The sequence below is a fragment of the Psychroserpens sp. BH13MA-6 genome, assembly GCF_052983595.1.
In genome coordinates this window covers 37,704-57,585 of record NZ_JBRJGE010000004.1, presented here as the reverse complement: position 1 = coordinate 57,585, position 19,882 = coordinate 37,704, and the positions used below count along the sequence as shown (strand labels likewise).

Sequence of the window (19,882 nt, the reverse complement as noted above, 5' to 3'; positions counted from 1 at the left end):
TTAAAATCTTACTGTAATTTATTATTAAAGGCTCGCAGCTTAATAGCGGTCAATACTTTCTTCGTATACAGAGGAAAATCTGCATTGAGCAACCAACCAAAATAGCCAGGCTCTTTTTCTAGTATTTCAGTGACTAACTTGCCTTTGTGTTTTCCAAAAGAGAAACATTCTTCCCCTTCCTTATTATACGTGATAAAGCCCGCAAAATCAGCAAATTTTTTGCGCGAACTAAATTCAGCCAAAAAGTTAGCATCATTTTCTAAGGTCTCGTATTTATCTAATTGTGCTTTAAGTACTTCATAAGTTGCCAAGGTATCTGCTTCTGCACTATGGGCATCATCTAAGTTCTTATCACAGTAAAACTTATAGGCAGCACTCAAGGTACGTTGCTCCATTTTATGAAAAATGGTTTGCACATCTATGGACTGTCGGTTCTTCATATCGAAATCGACTTCAGCACGTAACATTTCCTCCGCAAGTAAGGGTATATCAAACCTGTTGGAGTTAAAGCCACCTAAATCGGAATCCTTAATCATGTTGTGTACATCCTTTGAAATTTCCTTGAATGTTGGTTTATCAGCTACATCTGCATCTGAAATACCATGAACTTGAGTCACGGCAGGAGGTATCGGTATGGTTGGATTGACTCTTTGGGTATACGTTTCCTCTTTACCGTTTGGGTGTACTTTTAAAATTGAAATTTCAACGATGCGATCGTTAGTAATATTAACTCCCGTAGTTTCCAAGTCGAAAAAACAGATAGGTTTCGTAAGATTGAGCTGCATGTACAATTAATTTTTCACAAAGGTAATTAGAATAATGAATTAATAAGTTAACGGCTTCATTAACTTATAATATATGAAACAGATTCTCATCTAATTCGTCAATTTATTAATACACAAATGCAATAGATTTAAAAAGTTACGTCTTTATAATTGAAAGCTCTAAAAAAGCATCATGAATCAATCAAAAAATAGTGACAAACTCAACACGTTCTTTAATGAAGAGTACGCTTCTCTTAAATCCTATGTTCGTTCTAACCTAAAGGCAAGTGTTCATAGAGATGCTGAAGATTTAATTCAGGATGTAGCATTAAAATTATTTACAAGTGCCGACAGATATTCTCCTATTAACAATGTAGCAGGTTTTGTATATCGCGCGTTAAGAAATAAAATCATCGATGTTATGAGATCCAAAAAAAAGAACTTGGAGTACTATTCACAAAACGAATCAAAACTAAATGAATTTGCAGCTTTAATTTATGAGGCTCCTTCAAACATGTATCCTGAACAAATAAAAGAAGCCTTAAAAAAAGCGATTATTGATCTCAAGCCAAATTATAAGGACATCATAATCGCTGTCGACTTTGAAGGCTACACGTACAAAGAAATTGAGCAAGAAACTGGCATTCCTATTGGCACGTTAATGTCGAGAAGACACAGAGCAATTTCGCTCCTATATAAAAACTTAAAATCTAAAGAAGAATTAATCAGTTAAAAACAAACAATATGTCAAATTACTTTAAACACAAAATGCGCGGGAAATCTCCAGGAGAAATGATTGGAATGATCATCTTTGGCGCACTATTCATCATCGGATTGGCCATTCTCTTTGGCTTTGGAATTATGTGGCTTTGGAATTGGTTGATGCCCATGATTTTTGGATTACCTACACTGACTTATTGGGAGGCTGTTGGTATTTTCATTCTATCTAAAATTCTACTTGGTGGCTGTGGAGGATTTGGAGGAAAAGATAAGTCTTCTAAAAAGTCGAAGTGTCATAATGATACCAAAGCAGAATTCTCAAAGTGGAAACATTATGATGATTTTTGGAAAGAAGAAGGCAACAAAGCTTACGAAGATTATTTAAACCGTCTAACCCATAATGAAACAACCAATGATTAGTCAATTCTACTTAAAACCTAAAAACACTGTTGATATTCATATTTTCAAAACGAATATAAGAACCGAATTAGAGGCAGATCATGTCATAAAAATACTCAACGTCATGACAGGTATTCGACAGATTACCATAGACTTAGAAGACATTGATAAGGTCTTAAGAGTTGAAGCTAATAACAATTTGAATAAGAGAGATATTATAGCTCAAGTGGCATTTCAAGGTTTCATTTGTAAAGAACTCCTATAAACTTTATCTCTCAGTATAGCTTACAAGTAAGAAAGCACAACGTTTAGGTTGTGCTTTCTATGCATCATTAAATGCGTGGTATTTTTTAAATCTCTCTATCCGTATCCCAAGCCTCTAAATAATCTTTAACAGCTTTAACAAACTGTCCGCCTAACGCACCATTCACAACTCTGTGATCATAGGAATGCGACATAATCATTTTGTAGCGAATACCTATAAAATCTCCTTCTGGTGTTTCCACAACAGCTGGCATTTTTCTGATGGCACCTAAGGCTAAAATTCCTACTTGAGGTTGATTGATAATTGGCGTTCCCATAATACTGCCAAACGTACCCACATTGGTGACGGTGTATGTACCACCCTGAATATCATCTGGTTTCAATTTATTCTCCCGAGCACGTCCAGCCAAATCATTCACTTTCTTGGTCATTCCCACCAAATTTAGTTGATCTGCATCTTTTATTACTGGAACAATAAGATTGCCGTCTGGCAAGGCTGCTGCCATTCCTAAATTGATATGTTTTTTCTTGATAATCTTATCACCTTGTACTGAAATATTCAGCATTGGATAATCTCGTAACGCTTTAGCTACGGCTTCCATGAAAATCGGTGTAAAGGTTAAATTTTCACCTTCTCGGTCTTTAAATTCTTTTTTGACTTTATTACGCCAGTTCCAAATTTTGGTAACATCTGCTTCAATAAAACTTTGAACATGGGCAGAGGTTTGAACAGATTCTACCATGTGATGTGCAATGAGCTTGCCCATTCTAGTCATTTCTATAATCTCATCATCACCAGAAGCTAGCACAGGTGTTGAAGAAGGTGCCTTTTCTGCGGGTTTCGATGCAGTCACAGTCGTTTCTACTTTTTCTTTCCCTTCAGATTTAGTAGGTTCATTTCCTCTTGTATCTAGATAGGCTAGAATATCATTTTTAGTCACACGACCATCTTTTCCAGTACCTGGTAGAGCATCCAATTCAGACTGTGATATCCCTTCTTGTTTAGCAATATTTTTCACCAAAGGTGAATAGAATCTATTGTCAGAATTTACAATAGGTGTTGCTGTATCCTGAGCTTTTGTAATCGTCTTTTCAACCTCAGCTACTGCTGCAGGCTCATTCATTACCTCCTTCGTTTCAGGTTCAGGTTGTTGTGAAGATGCATTAGATCCTTCATCGCCATCTGTTTCAATAATGGCAATGGTTTGTCCAACTTGAACCACAGCATCTACGTCAAAGCACTTTTCAACCAAAACACCATCTACTTCACTAGGCACTTCACTATCGACCTTATCTGTAGCAATTTCAAAAACTGCTTCATCAGATTCAATAGTATCACCTACTTCTTTTAACCAAGATGTAATAGTTGCTTCCGCAACACTTTCTCCCATTTTCGGAAGTTTTAGTTCAAATTTTGCCATATCCGTAATCTAAGGTCAATAATTGGTTTGTCGATTGCAAAATTAATGAAAAAACAATACAATCGTTGAGATTTTTTCAAATAAAATCAATTGAGAGAAATAACTTCTCCACGATATTTGGAGCTATTACTTCCGATGATAAAGTTAGAGTTTTTTGGTAGAATTTTAAATGTTGCAGTGCAATTTTTAGGTGTATTGGACAAGATTTCGATGATTGACTTAAAATCCAAATAGTTATTATCTAAAATATATTCCGTTCTATTTTCATACGTCTCCATATTCGGAGTAACCTTCAGTTTTCCTTGGAAACGGGTTTTTAAATTAGGATACTCTTGGTTTGATATCAGTTGATACGCCAAAGGCTTTAAATCACGAGGCTCCTCATGTCTTTGAAATATTGGTCCCAATTTTGTGCCCAACCAAACCAAACTATCAAATATGATATTGGATTTGAAGTGCTTCTCATAAAATATCTGCATGGCACCATAAAATCGTTGTGCATATACTTCATTCTTCAGTGTACTTTCACCCTTGTAATGAATCACTGTGGTACTTCCGTGATAAATATTATCATAACCTGCAAGTAGCACCTTGTAAGAGAGGTCTACATCTTCGCCATACATGAAATAATCTTCATCAAATCCACCAACTTCATGGTATATCGCCTTAGGCATTAACATAAATGCACCCACAAAAATAGGCACCTTAGCCGTTCCCTTATCATGTAAGTTAGATACATAATAAGACCTCGATAATCCCATAATTTTTTTCATCGCGACCAAAGGTGTCGGAATATTCCGCTTGCATTCCGGAAGAAATCGACCCTGACCATCAATAAGTCTACAAGATAAAATGCCAAGGTTGTTTTTTAATTCAGAAAGGTTTAAGAGTCGCGTAAATGTATCTTCAGCCACTACAGTATCAGGATTCAAAATACAAACAAACTCACCTTTGGCTTTTTTAACTCCAATATTATTTCCTACTGAAAACCCAGAATTCTCCTTATTTTCGATCAATATAACCTTTGGAAAGTTGGATGTAACCATCAGGCAACTATCATCATCAGAATGGTTATCCACTACAATTATTTCGGCATCTATGTCAATTAAAGCTGCCTCTACACTTTTAAGACAAAGCTCTAAAAAATGACGAACATTATAATTCAGTATGATGACAGAAAGTTTCAATCAGTCTTTAGGATTTTAAGGAAGCTTCAAATGGAATCCTATTGATAATGCTTCGACCGAGGGTGACCTCATCGGTATATTCTAGTTCGTTCCCTACGGAAATTCCTCTGGCAATGGTTGATGTTGTTATATCACAGCCTTCTAATTGTCTGTAAATATAAAAATTAGTTGTATCACCTTCCATCGTAGAACCAAGGGCAAAAATTAATTCTTTAATCTTTCCTTGTTTCACTTTCTCTACCAAAGATTGGATATTTAAGTCGTTAGGTCCAATGCCGTCCATTGGAGATATCTTACCTCCTAGCACATGATACAATCCTTTAAAAGAACTGGTATTTTCTATGGCCATGACATCTCTGATATCTTCCACAACACATACCACATCTTCAATCCTATTGGGATTAGCACAAATCTCACAAAGTTCAGTATCACTAATATTATGACAGTTCTTACAATGCTTAATTTCAGTACGCATCTTCGATAGTGCTGAAGCAAATGTCAAGGTTTGCTCTTCAGGTTGCCGTAATAAATGTAGAACAAGTCTCAATGCTGTTCGCTTACCTACACCAGGCAATTGTGACATTTCATTAACAGCATTTTCCAGTAATTTAGATGAAAATTCCATAATGGCGAATTTACAATTTTGTAAATGAATTTATAGACTATACCATCAGAAATCCATTTCTCGATTGTCTCCAGATTTACTGTAAAATTAGTGAATCATTAGCTTTTTTGTCACCGAACCTTGTGTATTATTCACCCTAACAAAATAAAGTCCGCTTGCAAAGTTTGAAACGTTCACTTGAGTAGGCTCAGCAATATTTTTTTCTTTTGCGAAGTACATGAGTTTTCCTTGGGCATCAAAAATTCTTATCGAGATACGATCACTTTTGCTCCAACTTAACGTAATGACATCTTGTGCAGGGTTTGGATACACACTAAAATCTTCCAATTCAAAATCACTGATACTCAAGGTGGCATCATACACATCGGAAGCCCATAAACCTCGTCCATAGGTCGCTGCGTAAATCTTATTATTGACGGTGTTGATTTCCAATTCACTAATCGTCACATTTGGAATGCCATTGCTAAATGGTTGCCATTCGGAATTAGAAAAAGTGGTGTCGTCAATAAATGTATTATCTATATAGTAAATGCCATAATTCATTCCTAAATATAGACCATCTTGCCCATTGTCGTGCCACACCAAAGCTCTTGCACTGAAACCAGGTAAATTTAGCCTGTAAGACACCCAAGTATTTCCACCATCATTAGACACATACACTTTTTGACTGCCCGTTGTTGCAATAGCTACTTTATTAGGATCTACTGGATGAATCGCAATAGAATTGATATTACCACTGAATCCCGTCAACTGTGTCCAGTTAAAGATGGTGCCAACGTCTGTATTTTTATAAAGATTACTTCCACGAGCCGCATATTGAAAATTACCATTTGAAGGTGCTATTTTAAGATGGTTAAGGTTCCCACCAAAATCTTGGGACACAGGCGTCCAATCAAGACCTCCATTTGTAGATTTTAGAACTTGGCTATACCCTGTATAAATCGTGTTAGGTGCCACAGGATCTTGTTCAAAAGGCGTGATCCAATTTCCGGAATCAGGTGTCGTGATACCTGCTAAACTTTGGCCACCATTAAATGACTTATACAAGCTCCCGAATTGAGAAGTTCCATATAATATGTTTGAGTCGTCTTTATCCACAAAAGATTCCATGCCATCTGCACCCAACCAATCCGTCCAATTGCCGTTGCTATCCATAACCGACGAACCATTATCTTGTGCACCACCAGTCACGACTACAGGGTCTGTTTGGCTCACACCAATTTTGTAAAACTGTCTGATTCCCATCCCTGTTGTTAAATCTGTGTAGTATGTATTGTTAACCACTGTTGGATTTTCTGCAACAAATAAACCACCATCGGTTCCTACGTAAAGTTTATCGTTGACAAACTGTAAGATATCAACATCGGCATGGCAGTATCCAATATTTTGCGCAAAGGCGTTATTAGGCACCCATTGTGACGTAATATTAAAAGTAACACCACCGTTTGTTGATCTCCAAGTATTGATTCCTGCGATATGCACATCATTGACGTCATTAGGATTAACAGCAATATCCATATCTCTTGGAGCCTGACCTCTCCCTACGTCATTCAAATCTTCAGGATCTGAGCTGTAGCCGAAATAATTTTTACCCACATGTCCTAGCTCTGTAAAAGGAGAAAAAGACACCGATTTGTAAAGTGCTCCAAAAGCACTACCAGAAGCTTCCAGCACATAAATAACTTCAGGATCGTCTGGAGAAACACCTATCATTTTTGGCCCTCCTGAAAAACCTGAAGCTGGCACAAAACTAGCACCACCATTAATGGAAACGTAAAAGCTCGTACCAGTAGCATAGATGATGTTAGTATCATTCGGTTTAAATTCTATATCATAACCATTGGTAGCATTGGCGTTTATGAGAGACCAATTTGCACCGGCATTTGTCGACTTAAAAATACCACCACCTTCAACAGTACAATACATTTTGTTCGTATTGGTTGGGTCTATTAAAATCTTATTGACAAAGCCATCTCCTGTATCTGCTAACAAACTCCAAGTGGCACCACTATCTGTAGATTTAAAAATGGTTCCACTGCTCGAACCCCAATAATAGGTAGTATTTACCAAAGGATCAATAGTTAAGGAAGAGACATTTAAATTTGATAAGTCATCTGTTAAGACCGTCCAAGTCTGTCCACCATCTGTAGACCTCCAAACACCTCCTGTATCAGCTCCTGCAATGATATGCAACGGATTTGATTCTTCAACCGCTATGGACGTAATACGTCCCACACCTGGATTCCAACCACTTGTAGCGTTCCATGATGTTGGACCTAACTGTTCCCAAGTTCCAACTGTAGTTCTTGAAGCCTCAAAATTTTGATTGAGATAGCTGTTATATCTTGCCAATTCATTGTAATAGAATTCAGGAGATTTTAACATGCCATTTTCATCCATATTGTTTAAAGCTTGATACTCCCAGCGTTTATAAGGCTTATAACCTTTTCCTCTTTCGGTACCAACGCTATCAAAATGAGCTTCTGCAACTGCTTGAATTTCAGAAATAGTGAATGTCCCTTTTGCGATCATTTGTCTGTAATCTTGGGACCAAATTGAACTTACAGATAGCAATAAGGCGAATAGTAGGTAATAATTTTTCATATTTGTAATGGTTAGAACATAAAGTCATTTAAATAGTTTAGCTAGAACTGTTTTTGTATTCTCAAAAACTAGTACGCTTAATTATAAATTACTTAATATTGTTTTGCAATTTTTAGCAAAAATAAGACAATTCAATGAAACCCACATCAAATTAACAGCTATGTCCATAAATGCCATTATTCTTTTAATTGTAGCCTATTTTGCTGTGCTAATTCTGATCTCCTACTTCACTGGAAAAGAAGACTCTAACGAAGCTTTCTTTAAGGCAAATAAGTCGGCTCCATGGTATTTAGTAGCTTTCGGTATGATTGGTGCTTCACTTTCGGGAGTGACCTTTATATCTGTTCCAGGCGCTGTAGAAACGAAACAATTTGGCTACTTTCAAGTTGTCTTAGGCTATTTTTTCGGGTATTTAATCATCGCATACGTCCTCTTACCCTTGTATTACAAACTCAATCTTACGTCCATTTATACCTATTTAAAGGAACGATTTGGCAACACGAGTTATAAAACAGGATCTATTGCGTTTTTAGTTTCTAGAACAGTTGGCGCAGCTTTTAGATTATTTTTAGTAGCGAAAGTATTGCAACTACTAGTTTTCGATCACATTGTCATTTATCAAAATCAAAGCATACCATTCCCGGTAACCGTCATCATTACCATTGCATTAATTTGGCTCTATACATTTAAAGGCGGTATTAAAACCATCATATTCACTGATACCCTTCAAACACTTTTTATGCTGGTTTCGGTGGTGGTGACCATTTCATTTTTGGCGAATGCTTTGGATCTCAATAGCGCTTCGGAAATTTATCACAGTGTTAAGAACAGCGACCTCAGTAAAATGTTCTTTTTTGAAGATGTGAATGACGCACAATATTTTGTCAAGAGTTTTTTAGCTGGCGTGTTTATCACCATCACTATGACAGGTTTGGATCAAGATATGATGCAAAAGAACCTCACTTGCAAATCCTTGAAAGACGCTCAGAAAAATATGGTCAGTTTTAGTGTAATCCTCATTTTTGTGAATCTTCTATTTTTAGCACTAGGAGTGTTACTGACACAATATGCTAATCAACATGGAATTACGGCGAAAAAAGACGATTTATTTCCTACAATCGCTATGCTACCTGAAATTGGATTTGTAACCTCAGCTTTCTTTTTACTGGGACTAATAGCGGCTGCTTACTCAAGTGCAGATAGTGCCTTAACCTCACTCACGACATCCTTCTGTATTGACATTATAGAATTGGATAAGAAACCTAAAGACAGTCAAAAACGCGTTCGAAAGCGCGTTCATATTTTGTTTAGTGTGATCCTAATTGCTGTCATTATTATATTCGATGCCTTGTTTAAAGATGTGTCTGTGATTTGGGAATTGTTTAAAGCTGCAGGTTACACCTACGGACCATTACTCGGTTTATTTGCTTTTGGTATTCTCACAAAGAAGCATTTAAAAGACAAGTTTGTCTGGATTATTGCATTGATTGCGCCTTTGGCATCTTATTTTATCAATCTCTATTCTGTAGACCTCTTAAATGGTTATCAAATCGGATTTGAAATATTGATTGTTAATGGTCTTATAACGTTTTTAGGGCTGTTACTCATTTCCCAAAAAACTCAGATACCACATTAGTATTGCTGTGTTGCCAACAGCACGAGCGTACAGGAAGACTCGAAGTACATCCCTTCCTTCTTTAAAAGATTTTGAAATTCAGGGTTTTCAGTTCCAGGATTAAAAATCACACGCTCAGGATTCAGCCCAATGATGTAGTCATAGAAAGGCTTTTGGCGCTGTGGATTCATGTAAAGCGTTATGGTGTGAACAGCTTTAAATGACATCAATTTGGTTTGAATACTAACACCCGATACTTCGCCTTCTCGCATGCCAAATGCAACGACATCTTCACCGTGATTTACTAAACGATGGATCGCAATATTAGAATACCTATTTGGTTTTAGTGAGGCTCCAAACACTAGGGTTTTGTTTTTCATATAAGTTGTTTTTTGTAAAAGTAAGTCTCTAAAAACAATCGACCTTACAAATGTTAAAAACATGTTAAGCTCTGTTAAAAAGAGTAACAGATTCAGATCCCTATCGTCTATGCTATAACAACCTTTATTATTAACACCAATCTAATCAATCAAAAATCAATGAAAAAAATCATGCAATTGTGCATTTTAATGCTCACCATCATGGCGTATGCACAACCTCCAAAAATGGACTTAAAAGATGGATCTGTCTCAGGTCGTGTTATAGACGCCACACTTAATCAGCCGTTACCTTACGTCAATGTCGTTATTAAAGACGCTTCAGAAACAACCATCACAGGTGGCATCACTAATGACGATGGTACTTTCAAAATAGAAAACATTCCAGAAGGAAAAATCACAGTTTCCATTCAATATATTGGCTATAAAACAATTTCAAAAACCGTCAACCTTGGTGCAGATGGTTATAAAATTGATCTTGGCGATATTCGACTAGAAGAAGATGTGGCTAGCTTAGATGAAGTAACCGTCGTTGCAGAGGTCACTACCATTCAGCAAAAGGTAGATCGCAAGGTGATTAATATCGGAAAAGACCTTACAACTTCTGGTCCTACAGCCAGCGATATTATGAATAACTTACCTTCAGTAAACGTTGACCAGCAGACTGGTAATATTAGTCTTCGTGGTAACCAAAATGTACGTGTCATGGTAGATGGCAAACTATCCAACGTTCCTGTAGCGCAATTACTTAAACAAATTCCTTCAGCCTCTATCAAGCAAATTGAATTGATTACCAATCCATCCGCGAAATACAATCCTGAAGGTATGAGTGGTATCATTAATATCATTTTGCATAAAAACACCACCATAGGGTTCAATGGCAATATTAATGTCGGATTAACCAAGGAAATCAATGCACGATTCAATAGTTCTATAGATATGAATTACCGAAATGGGAAGTTTAATCTCTACGGTAACTACGGAAACAATATTGGTAACAGTGCGAATTACGGAAATATCACGCGTTTGGATGACAACTCAGTTCAGTTATTCGATTTTGCAAATAACAATAAATCACACCTTTATAAAGTAGGACTTGATTTCTATATGAATGATAACAATACGTTTTCCTTCTTTACCAATCAAAATTTGTATGATGGTTTAGGTAGTGGCACCACGGGTATCTTATATGTCGATCAGCCATTTCAGGAACAAACCTTCAATAATGATACTGAAAATATAGTCTCACAGTACAATGGTGTTTATAATCATAAGTTTAAGAAAGAAGGTGAAAAATTAGATCTTGAGGTAGATTACAGTGTTTTTGCACAAGATGAGATTGCCAATTTCAGATTTCAAAACATTGTGTTTCCGCCTAATTACACAGACTTTGTTGATACCGACAGAGATCAAACAGTTGTGAATTTGGATTATACGAATCCTTTATCGGACAAAGCAAAATTAGAAGTTGGTGCTGAAGCACGTTTATTTGAGACAAATATTGACTACAGGTCTACAGGTCTTTCAGTCAATGAGAACCAAGACGATGTGCCTAATAATGGTGATGAATTTATACCAACACCTTCAACAGATTTTACCTATAAAAGAGATATTTATTCGGTCTATATGACCTACGGCAAAACATTTGAAAAATGGAGTTATCAAGTGGGTGCAAGAGCTGAAAGCGTGAAAGAAGAAGCTTCTGCTATAAGAGAATTAGAGAACAGTGTGGAAAACACACCTTTCGAAAACGATTATATTCAAGTGTATCCATCGGCATTTTTAACCTATTCACCAGGTGAGAAAAACAGCTATCAAATGAGTTTTAGTCGTCGTGTCGATCGTCCAGGTTTACAACAAGTAAACCCTATTAGAGAATGGAGTACACCTTTAATTTCTTCCTTCGGAAATACGAACCTACAACCTCAGTTTACAAATTCAATAGAATTGAACTATACAAGAAAACTAGAAAAAGGAAGTATCACAGGAGGTGTATTTTTCAGATTGGTAGAAGATGAAATAAATAGAGCCGTTTTTATTGACCGACTAGACATCAATAAAAACATTTTAACCTATGATAATTTTGAAAACACCACGGCTTTTGGCATTGAAATTAGTAGTAACTACAGACCTACCAAATGGTGGAGCTTGAACGGTAGTTTCGATTTATTCGCAAGACAGCAAAAAGGAATTGCGGAAGTCCTTACGGCTCCGACTGATATCGCTACAGCTGATGACATACTCAGAACTACTATCGAAGTAGACAATATTGTTTACAATTTTAGATTGTTCAATAACTTTAAAGTCACGAAAAAACTGAACTTATCATTGTTCTCCATGTATAGAGGCGAAGAAAAAGGTCTTCAATTTACTAGAAAACCAATGTTTATGGTCAACACAGGCCTTAGATACAGCTTCCTTCAAGACGACAGAGCCACCTTTAGCTTCAATTACAGTGACATATTCAACACCATGAAATTTGAATTTGAAGGCGACCGACCAACACCTCAAGTAGGACAATTCAACTGGGAAAGTAACACTTGGAATATTGGTCTCTCCTATCGTTTTGGAGGCGGAAAATACCGTGCTTTGAAACGTAAGAACAGAGATGACAATGAAAAATCAGGAAGCGGTGGATTCATATAATGGTAATCGTAAATTTAATAGCCTTCATATTAATAGTTGATGGTTAGTGTTAATGTTTGGTTATTAAATAAGAAAACCCAAGACAGATTGTCTTGGGTTTTTGCTTTCAATTATTTGACGCAACTGTAATCATTTGAATGGCGTAACGACTATCTAACAACTTATGACACAGTGCACTCAATAAGACATATGCTATCTACATCTAAAGCTCAATGTAAAGATCCTTGTTAATTGATAGTTAAAAATGTTAACAGATGAAATAAAAACAACTTTTTAACGTCTTTAGGTTGTGATAAGTTTTAAAGCTAATCAGTTTAAAAGAATCACGCTTTTATAGTTTTAGTGTTTTTAGTAAAATTGGTTAATAGCAGAAAAAACCCAGAGCCTATGGCTTTGGGTTTTTTTGTGATATTAATGAAAAAGACAGCTATCAAACTACCACTTTATGATGACACTTCCCCAAGTAAATCCGCTACCAAAAGCAGCCAGAACTACCGTATCACCTTCTTTAACTTTACCTTCCTCCCAAGCCTCGGTTAAGGCGATTGGAATAGATGCAGCAGTCGTATTACCATATTTTTGAATATTGTTGAATACTTGATGATCTTCAAGTTGAAACTTACGCTGAATAAATTGGGCAATCCGCAAATTGGCTTGATGTGGGATGAGCATGTCGATATCACCCACTTTTAAATTGTTTTTCGTTAAACCTTCCATAATGACCTCGCTAAAACGAACGACCGCATTTTTAAAAACAAATTGACCATTCATATAGGGAAAATAACTTTCGTCGTTTGGATCATTATCTGATAAAATATCATTGATCCATCGCTTACCCATGCCAGGAGCAATTAACACTAACTCTTCCGCGTGCTCACCCTGAGAATGTAGATGTGTGGATAAAATACCTTTGCTTGTATCTTCCTCTCTTGTTAGTACGGCTGCACCTGCACCATCACCAAAAATAACAGAGACACCACGGCCTCGTGTAGTTTTATCTAGACCATGCGAATGTAATTCACTACCAATAACTAAGACATTTTTATACATGCCTGTTTTTATGAAATTGTCTGCGACAGAGATGGCATAAACAAACCCAGAACATTGATTACGCACATCTAGAGCACCCACAGTTTTGATACCTAAGGCATGTTGCACCTGAACACCAGGTCCAGGGAAGTACATATCTGGACTTAAAGTAGCAAATACGATAAAATCAATATCATCCTTATCGATACCAGCGCGTTCTATAGCAATTTTCGCTGCCTTAACACCCATAGTGGCTGTAGTATCATCACTTCCAGGCACCACCCAACGTCGCTCTTGAATACCTGTCCGCTCCTGAATCCATTCGTCACTTGTCTCCATCATTTTAGACAGATCATCATTGGTCACAACGTTATCTGGAACGTAATGTCCCAAACCTATTATTTTGGAATTGTACATAGTCATTTATTATTAAGTAAGTCATGCAATTTAACCATTTCAGGAGTACTTTCTATTTAAACTGAATCTCAATCGTTATGCATGCATAATATCTTAAAAATGTCAGTTTGTCACCTCAACGGTCTTGGTACTTTTTTTGACTATAAGAGAACAGAACATAAATCAAAAATAAAACATATATATCATGACAAAAGGAAACATTAATGTATCGGTAGAGAATATTTTTCCGCTCATTAAAAAATTCTTGTACAGTGATCACGAGATCTTTCTTCGTGAGCTGATTAGTAATGCGACAGATGCCACTCTTAAAATGAAGCATCTTACAAGTATTGGTGAAGCTAAAACAGAGTACGGTAATCCTAAAATTGAAGTCAAGATTGATAAAGAGGGTAAAAAATTACACATTATTGATCAAGGTTTAGGAATGACCGCTGAAGAAGTTGAGAAATACATCAATGAAGTTGCATTTTCTGGGGCTGAAGAGTTTTTAGATAAATACAAAGATTCTGCTAAAGATTCTGGTATTATTGGTCACTTTGGACTTGGATTTTACTCAGCATTCATGGTGGCAGACAAAGTGGAAATTATTACGAAATCTTATAAAGATGAACCGGCAGCACATTGGATTTGCGATGGGTCTCCAGAATTCACTTTGGAGCCTTCCGATAAATCTGAGCGTGGTACGGAAATCATCCTTCATATCGCCGAAGACTCTACAGAATTCTTAGAAGAAGGTCGCATCAGAGAGTTGCTTCAGAAATATAACAAATTTATGCCTATCCCAATTAAATTTGGGACTAAGGAAATTAACGATCCTGATTTTACGCCGAAAACGACTACGGATAAAGATGGAAAAGAAACAACTGAACCGCACAAACAGATCACTATAGATAATATTATCAACAATCCGAATCCAGCTTGGACCAAGCAACCTACCGATTTGGAAGATGATGATTACAAAAATTTCTATAGGGAGCTGTATCCAATGCAGTTCGAAGAACCGCTTTTCCATATTCATTTAAATGTGGATTATCCGTTCAACTTAACGGGAATTTTGTACTTCCCAAAAATGACGAACGATCTTAATATTCAAAAGGATAAAATTCAACTTTATCAAAATCAAGTTTTTGTAACCGATAATGTGGAAGGTATTGTTCCTGAGTTTTTGACCATGCTAAGAGGTGTGATTGACTCACCAGACATTCCTTTAAATGTTTCACGTAGTTACTTGCAAGCCGATGGTGCCGTTAAGAAAATTTCGTCTTACATCACGCGAAAAGTGGCTGACAAGTTGAAATCGTTGTTCAATAACAATCGTGAAGATTTTGAGAAGAAATGGGATGATATCAAAATCGTTATCGAATATGGTATGCTTTCCGAAGAAAAATTCTTTGAAAAAGCGGATGCCTTTGCCTTATATCCAACTGTAGATGGTAAGTATTATACCTATGATGAGCTTTATAACAACATTAAAGCGAATCAGACAGATAAAGATGACAAGTTAGTTATTTTGTATGCTTCTGATAAAGATGCACAACACGCTTATATAGAAGCTGCCAAGGATAAGAATTATGAAGTCCTCTTATTGGATTCACCAATCGTATCGCACTTGATTCAGAAATTGGAAACAACTAAAGAGAATATTTCCTTTGCGCGTGTTGATGGTGACCATATTGACAACCTTATCAAGAAGGAAGATACTGCCATTTCTAAATTATCAGACGATGAAAAATCGAAGTTGGATGAACTTCTGAAAGAAGTTGTTCCCGCGGAAAAATTCACCGTTCAATTGGAAGCTATGAGTAGTGATGCTTCGCCATTCATTATCACGCAACCGGAATTCATGCGTCGTATGAAAGAAATGCAGCAAACTGGTGGTGGTGGAATGTTTGGAATGGGACATATGCCAGAAATGTATAATCTCGTTGTAAACACGAACTCAGAACTTGTTAATGACATTCTCAATACCAAAACCCGTAAGAAGCAAGAACGCCTTATAAATCAAAGTTTGGATTTAGCGCGTTTGTCGCAAGGACTTTTAAAAGGGAAAGAATTAACGGATTTTATTAAGCGTAGTTACGAGATGATCAAATAATAATCGTTTATAGTAAATCCATAGATTATTAGTTAAAACCACCTTGTCTTTCAAGGTGGTTTTTTATATCTTATTCATTATTTAAATTGACATCTGATTAATAGAAATATATTATAAAACTAAGACGAATGAAAACGAAGGCCATTTTTTACATGCTTATTAGCGTACTCGGTTTGGTTTCCTGTGAGGAAAAAACAACCGACAAGGAACAATTATACAATACGTCATGGGAACTAGAGTATATTTCTGGTACGCGAATCGCTTTTGAGGGGTTGTATCCTGATAAAAAACCCATATTGACATTCGACAAATCCAAAAATCGTGTTTCTGGTAACAACAGCTGTAACGGATATGCCACAGATGTCACCATAGAGGACGATCAAATATCATTTGGTGAGCCCGGAATCACGACTATGATGTATTGCGGAGAAGGTGAAAATCAGTTTTTAAACATGATGAAAAAAGTCAATAAATTTGGGTTTGATCAAGAAGGCAAGTTATTACTTTATCACGATAACGTCGTCCTGCTTAAATTTCATAAAGCTGATAAAACAGCAGAAGGCCATAGTAATCCTAGTAGTATGACCACCCAACATCAAACATCAAAATCATATTTTAAAGCCACAGGTACTGAACCGTTTTGGAGTTTGCGTATTTCTGAAAAACAAATATCCTTTACAACACCATCTGACTCCATCATAACACCTTATGCAAAACCTATAGCTGCGATGGACAGCAATGTTAAAACCTATAAAGTAGCCACAGAAGCTCATATGCTTCATATTCAGATTTCTCAAAAAGAATGCACCAATGCCATGTCAGGTGAAGTTTCCCCTTACAGTGTCACGATTGATTATGGAAAAACAAACACCAAGGAACCAACGCATGTTGAAGGTTGTGGTCAATACATGACAGACTATAGACTTCATGATATTTGGGTATTGAAGACATTGAATGGCATGAATATCTCTACTGATGACTTTGCAAAGGAGCTTCCTAACATTGAAATCAACACGACAAAAAATAGGTTTGCTGGATATGCTGGCTGTAACCGTATGACTGGTCAAATTTTCTTTGAAAAACATCTTTTGAGGTTTACCAATGTCGCAATGACCAAAAAAATGTGTCCAGGATCCAATCAAGAAAGCCAATTTTTAGAAGCATTAAAAAAAGTGACGCGCTACAACATTGAAAACAACCAATTAATCTTGTCAAATCCTGATGAGGAGTTGCTTATTTTCAAAAAAGTAGATTGATTATTGGCTTTTGAAGCTAGAGTGATTCAACTCATGCTATTATTTAAACAGCTGTTAATGTGCTTTTTACATTAAATACCTTGATTATAACCTATCTAAAGAATGTAAGGCTCAAGGATTGTACTGTCTGTTAAAATCCATAGGATCCATTTTACTGAAGCTCAAAAACCGATTAACTGATTTATTTTGAGAACATCGACTTACTGCCTTGAATCTCATTAGATTTGCGTATCTTAAAAAGGTCAATTTCAATCAAATGCAATCCGATAATTCAAAAATCAACATGATATTCAAGGATATTTTGTTTTCAGAGAGGGAAATAAAAATCATTGAGAAGGTTTTTGAGAGAGTACATCATAAGAAAGGCGAAATGATTCTACTTGCTGGAGACACTGTTCATGAACAATATTACATCTTAAGTGGTTGTTTACGCTCTTTTTACATAGATCCTAGTGGCAAAGAGTACACAGTACAATTTGGAGTACGAGATTGGTGGATGAGTGACTACACGGCTTTTTTTTCTAAAACCAAGGCCGTTTTAAATATCGAAGTTATTCAAGATGCGGTGATGTACAAATTCAGAAAGAAGGATAAGGAATATTTGTATTCTGAAATTCCAAAAATCGAAACATTTTTCAGAATCAAATTAGAGAAAGCATTTGCTGCTTTTCAAAAGCGAATTATCGCTGGTCTATCGCAAACGGCCACCGAACGATATATCAATTTTATGAATACCTATCCGAATATTGAAAGGCAAGTCAAAAATTACCATATTGCCTCATATTTAGGCATCACTACAGAGAGCTTAAGTAGAATTCGTAAAGAATTGATAACGCACTAGAAATTTTATTATCATACATCAATTTTTATTTCAAGTTAGAAGCCTACTTTTGCCCCATTAGTAGATTAATATAACTATTAAAAAATCCCTAATGATTAATAGCTAACAAAAGCGCAAGTTGAAGAAACTTGCGCTTTTTTAGTTTTTGGAGTTGACTTGAGTTTCAAACAAAAAACAATTTGCAAATCAAGTTGTCAAGCATTTGAGCTTATTTTTTCTATCATTGGAATCAACGCAATTCGAAATTTGAATGTAATTTGCAGTCTCATTAAATTTGAATCTCTTGTCTAGCACATTATCAAAAAAATTATATCAAAAGCTCAATAATGAAAAAGGTGAGCGAGTTTGTAAAGATATTACGACGGAAGCATGTGAGCATGTTACAACTAATTATTTCCTTATTCTATTAAGTACAACCTTTACAAAACTAGGCGACACCTTAAGTAATCCCAAAACCGTTTTGACTTGGCTCATGAGTTATGTGAATGCGCCAGTCTACCTCATCAGTTTAATTGTGCCAATTCGAGAATCAGGCTCTATGGTTCCGCAAATAATATTAGCAGATTATATCAAAACAAGACCCATTCGAAAATGGATTTGGGTTTTAGGTGCTTTTCTGCAATTTACAGCGATAGCCTCCATAGGATTTATTGTCCTAAACTTTGAAGGCACCACAGCAGGATGGTTAATCATTGCGGCAATTGTTTTATTTAGTTTAGCCAGAAGTATTTGCTCGGTCACTTCAAAAGATATCACAGGGAAAGCCATACCGAAAACAAGACGCGGACGACTAAAAGGTTATACTGCCTCATTTGCTGGTGTTTTAGTTTTGTTGGCTGGATTATTCATCCTTTACAAATCGCAAAAAGAAGCGACCATAGAATTTTACAGTTATTTGGTGTTTTTTGCGGCAATTATGTGGCTTTTAGCAGCGATATTTTATGCCAAAATTAAGGAGTTTCCTCATCCTATTTCCGAAGAAACATCCAATAACAGGCATCCCTTGTCTCGTCTTTCATCTAAATTCAACCTTTTGAAAGAAGACACACAATTTAAAAATTTTGTCATTGCCAGATCCCTGTTGCTTTGTTCAGGTTTGACTGCGCCTTATTATATTCTGCTTGCCCAAACATATATAGGTAAAGAGAGTTTCCTTTTGGGACTTTTTATCATCGCCAATGGTATTGCCTCGGTAATTAGCTCACCGATTTGGGGCAAATTTTCAGATATATCTAGCAAAAACGTCATGACTTTTGCCGTACTCATAGCATCTGTACTGGGTATTATTACCTTTTTAATTATGTCGTTTTCAGAAACTTTAAAAACAACTTTATGGATCTATCCTGTGGCTTTTTTTATTTTAGGTATTGCCCATGGCGGTGTGAGACTAGGAAGAAAAACATACATCGTCGACATGGCTAAAGGGAATCAAAGAACAAATTACGTAGCTGTTAGTAACACCGTTATCGGACTTATCCTATTAATCACTGGTGGTTTGAGTGCATTAGTGTCTATCATTTCTGTTGAAGGTGTTATTCTTGTACTCTCCCTTTTAGGACTTTATGGCGCTTACAGAAGCTATCAATTACCTAATGTTGAATGATAAACAGCTGCCATTCGGA

Annotated in this window: 16 protein-coding genes; 9 read left to right on the top strand and 7 right to left on the bottom strand. The window is 36.2% G+C overall.

The annotated features are described in order from the left end of the window. Positions 1 to 8: 8 nt before the first annotated feature. A complete protein-coding gene (locus ACU8DI_RS09355; protein WP_447112511.1) occupies positions 9 to 785 on the bottom strand; it encodes an exonuclease domain-containing protein in 777 nt (258 codons plus the stop codon). Between the two features lie 172 nt (positions 786 to 957). Between ACU8DI_RS09355 and ACU8DI_RS09350 the strand changes: the two genes are divergently transcribed. The 3 genes from ACU8DI_RS09350 to ACU8DI_RS09340 are packed head-to-tail and all read left to right on the top strand — an operon-like array spanning position 958 to position 2,148. After that, entirely contained in the window at positions 958 to 1,497 is a 540-nt protein-coding gene (locus ACU8DI_RS09350; protein ID WP_447112510.1) for an RNA polymerase sigma factor, read from the top strand. Positions 1,498 to 1,508: 11 nt separating this feature from the next. Next, positions 1,509 to 1,904, top strand: coding sequence for a hypothetical protein (locus tag ACU8DI_RS09345; protein ID WP_447112509.1), 396 nt, complete (start codon positions 1,509 to 1,511; stop codon positions 1,902 to 1,904). Then, positions 1,885 to 2,148 carry a hypothetical protein gene (locus ACU8DI_RS09340; RefSeq protein WP_447112508.1) on the top strand — a complete coding sequence of 88 codons (264 nt, stop codon included), beginning with the start codon at positions 1,885 to 1,887 and terminating at the stop codon, positions 2,146 to 2,148. The genes ACU8DI_RS09345 and ACU8DI_RS09340 overlap by 20 nt, the downstream gene beginning before the upstream one ends. Positions 2,149 to 2,233: 85 nt before the next feature. Here ACU8DI_RS09340 and ACU8DI_RS09335 read toward each other — a convergent pair whose 3' ends face one another. The 4 genes from ACU8DI_RS09335 to ACU8DI_RS09320 all read right to left on the bottom strand — a co-directional run bounded on the left by ACU8DI_RS09335 (position 2,234) and on the right by ACU8DI_RS09320 (position 7,984). Continuing rightward, positions 2,234 to 3,568 carry a dihydrolipoamide acetyltransferase family protein gene (locus ACU8DI_RS09335; protein WP_447112507.1) on the bottom strand — a complete coding sequence of 445 codons (1,335 nt, stop codon included), beginning with the start codon at positions 3,566 to 3,568 and terminating at the stop codon, positions 2,234 to 2,236. 86 nt (positions 3,569 to 3,654) lie between these two features. Beyond that, complete coding sequence (locus tag ACU8DI_RS09330) at positions 3,655 to 4,755, bottom strand: glycosyltransferase family 2 protein (RefSeq protein WP_447112506.1); 1,101 nt, start codon at positions 4,753 to 4,755, stop codon at positions 3,655 to 3,657. Positions 4,756 to 4,762: 7 nt separating this feature from the next. Beyond that, a complete protein-coding gene (gene recR, locus ACU8DI_RS09325) occupies positions 4,763 to 5,380 on the bottom strand; it encodes a recombination mediator RecR (RefSeq protein ID WP_447112505.1) in 618 nt (205 codons plus the stop codon). An 87-nt stretch (positions 5,381 to 5,467) separates the two neighbouring features. Then, positions 5,468 to 7,984 (bottom strand): T9SS type A sorting domain-containing protein, encoded by a 2,517-nt coding sequence (locus tag ACU8DI_RS09320; RefSeq protein WP_447112504.1) that lies wholly within the window; start codon positions 7,982 to 7,984, stop codon positions 5,468 to 5,470. 160 nt (positions 7,985 to 8,144) lie between these two features. Here ACU8DI_RS09320 and ACU8DI_RS09315 point away from each other — a divergent pair, with 160 nt between their 5' ends. Continuing rightward, entirely contained in the window at positions 8,145 to 9,620 is a 1,476-nt protein-coding gene (locus ACU8DI_RS09315; protein ID WP_447112862.1) for a sodium:solute symporter, read from the top strand. Here the strand turns inward: ACU8DI_RS09315 and ACU8DI_RS09310 are convergent. Continuing rightward, positions 9,617 to 9,979 carry a CoA-binding protein gene (locus ACU8DI_RS09310; protein WP_447112503.1) on the bottom strand — a complete coding sequence of 121 codons (363 nt, stop codon included), beginning with the start codon at positions 9,977 to 9,979 and terminating at the stop codon, positions 9,617 to 9,619. The two genes, ACU8DI_RS09315 and ACU8DI_RS09310, sit on opposite strands and share 4 nt — an antisense overlap. A gap of 159 nt (positions 9,980 to 10,138) precedes the next feature. Here ACU8DI_RS09310 and ACU8DI_RS09305 point away from each other — a divergent pair, with 159 nt between their 5' ends. Next, positions 10,139 to 12,622 (top strand): TonB-dependent receptor domain-containing protein, encoded by a 2,484-nt coding sequence (locus ACU8DI_RS09305; RefSeq protein ID WP_447112502.1) that lies wholly within the window; start codon positions 10,139 to 10,141, stop codon positions 12,620 to 12,622. Positions 12,623 to 13,057: 435 nt separating this feature from the next. Here ACU8DI_RS09305 and ACU8DI_RS09300 read toward each other — a convergent pair whose 3' ends face one another. After that, positions 13,058 to 14,068, bottom strand: coding sequence for a 3-oxoacyl-ACP synthase III family protein (locus ACU8DI_RS09300; protein WP_447112501.1), 1,011 nt, complete (start codon positions 14,066 to 14,068; stop codon positions 13,058 to 13,060). Positions 14,069 to 14,252: 184 nt separating this feature from the next. On the opposite strand from ACU8DI_RS09300, the gene htpG reads away from it, so the two are divergent. From htpG to ACU8DI_RS09280, 4 genes are all read left to right on the top strand, one after another. Continuing rightward, complete coding sequence (gene htpG, locus ACU8DI_RS09295; RefSeq protein WP_447112500.1) at positions 14,253 to 16,163, top strand: molecular chaperone HtpG; 1,911 nt, start codon at positions 14,253 to 14,255, stop codon at positions 16,161 to 16,163. 128 nt (positions 16,164 to 16,291) lie between these two features. Continuing rightward, positions 16,292 to 17,419, top strand: coding sequence for an META domain-containing protein (locus ACU8DI_RS09290; protein ID WP_447112499.1), 1,128 nt, complete (start codon positions 16,292 to 16,294; stop codon positions 17,417 to 17,419). Positions 17,420 to 17,675: 256 nt separating this feature from the next. Then, complete coding sequence (locus tag ACU8DI_RS09285; RefSeq protein WP_447112498.1) at positions 17,676 to 18,260, top strand: Crp/Fnr family transcriptional regulator; 585 nt, start codon at positions 17,676 to 17,678, stop codon at positions 18,258 to 18,260. Between the two features lie 283 nt (positions 18,261 to 18,543). Beyond that, entirely contained in the window at positions 18,544 to 19,863 is a 1,320-nt protein-coding gene (locus ACU8DI_RS09280; protein ID WP_447112497.1) for an MFS transporter, read from the top strand. The last annotated feature ends 19 nt before the right edge of the window (positions 19,864 to 19,882 follow it).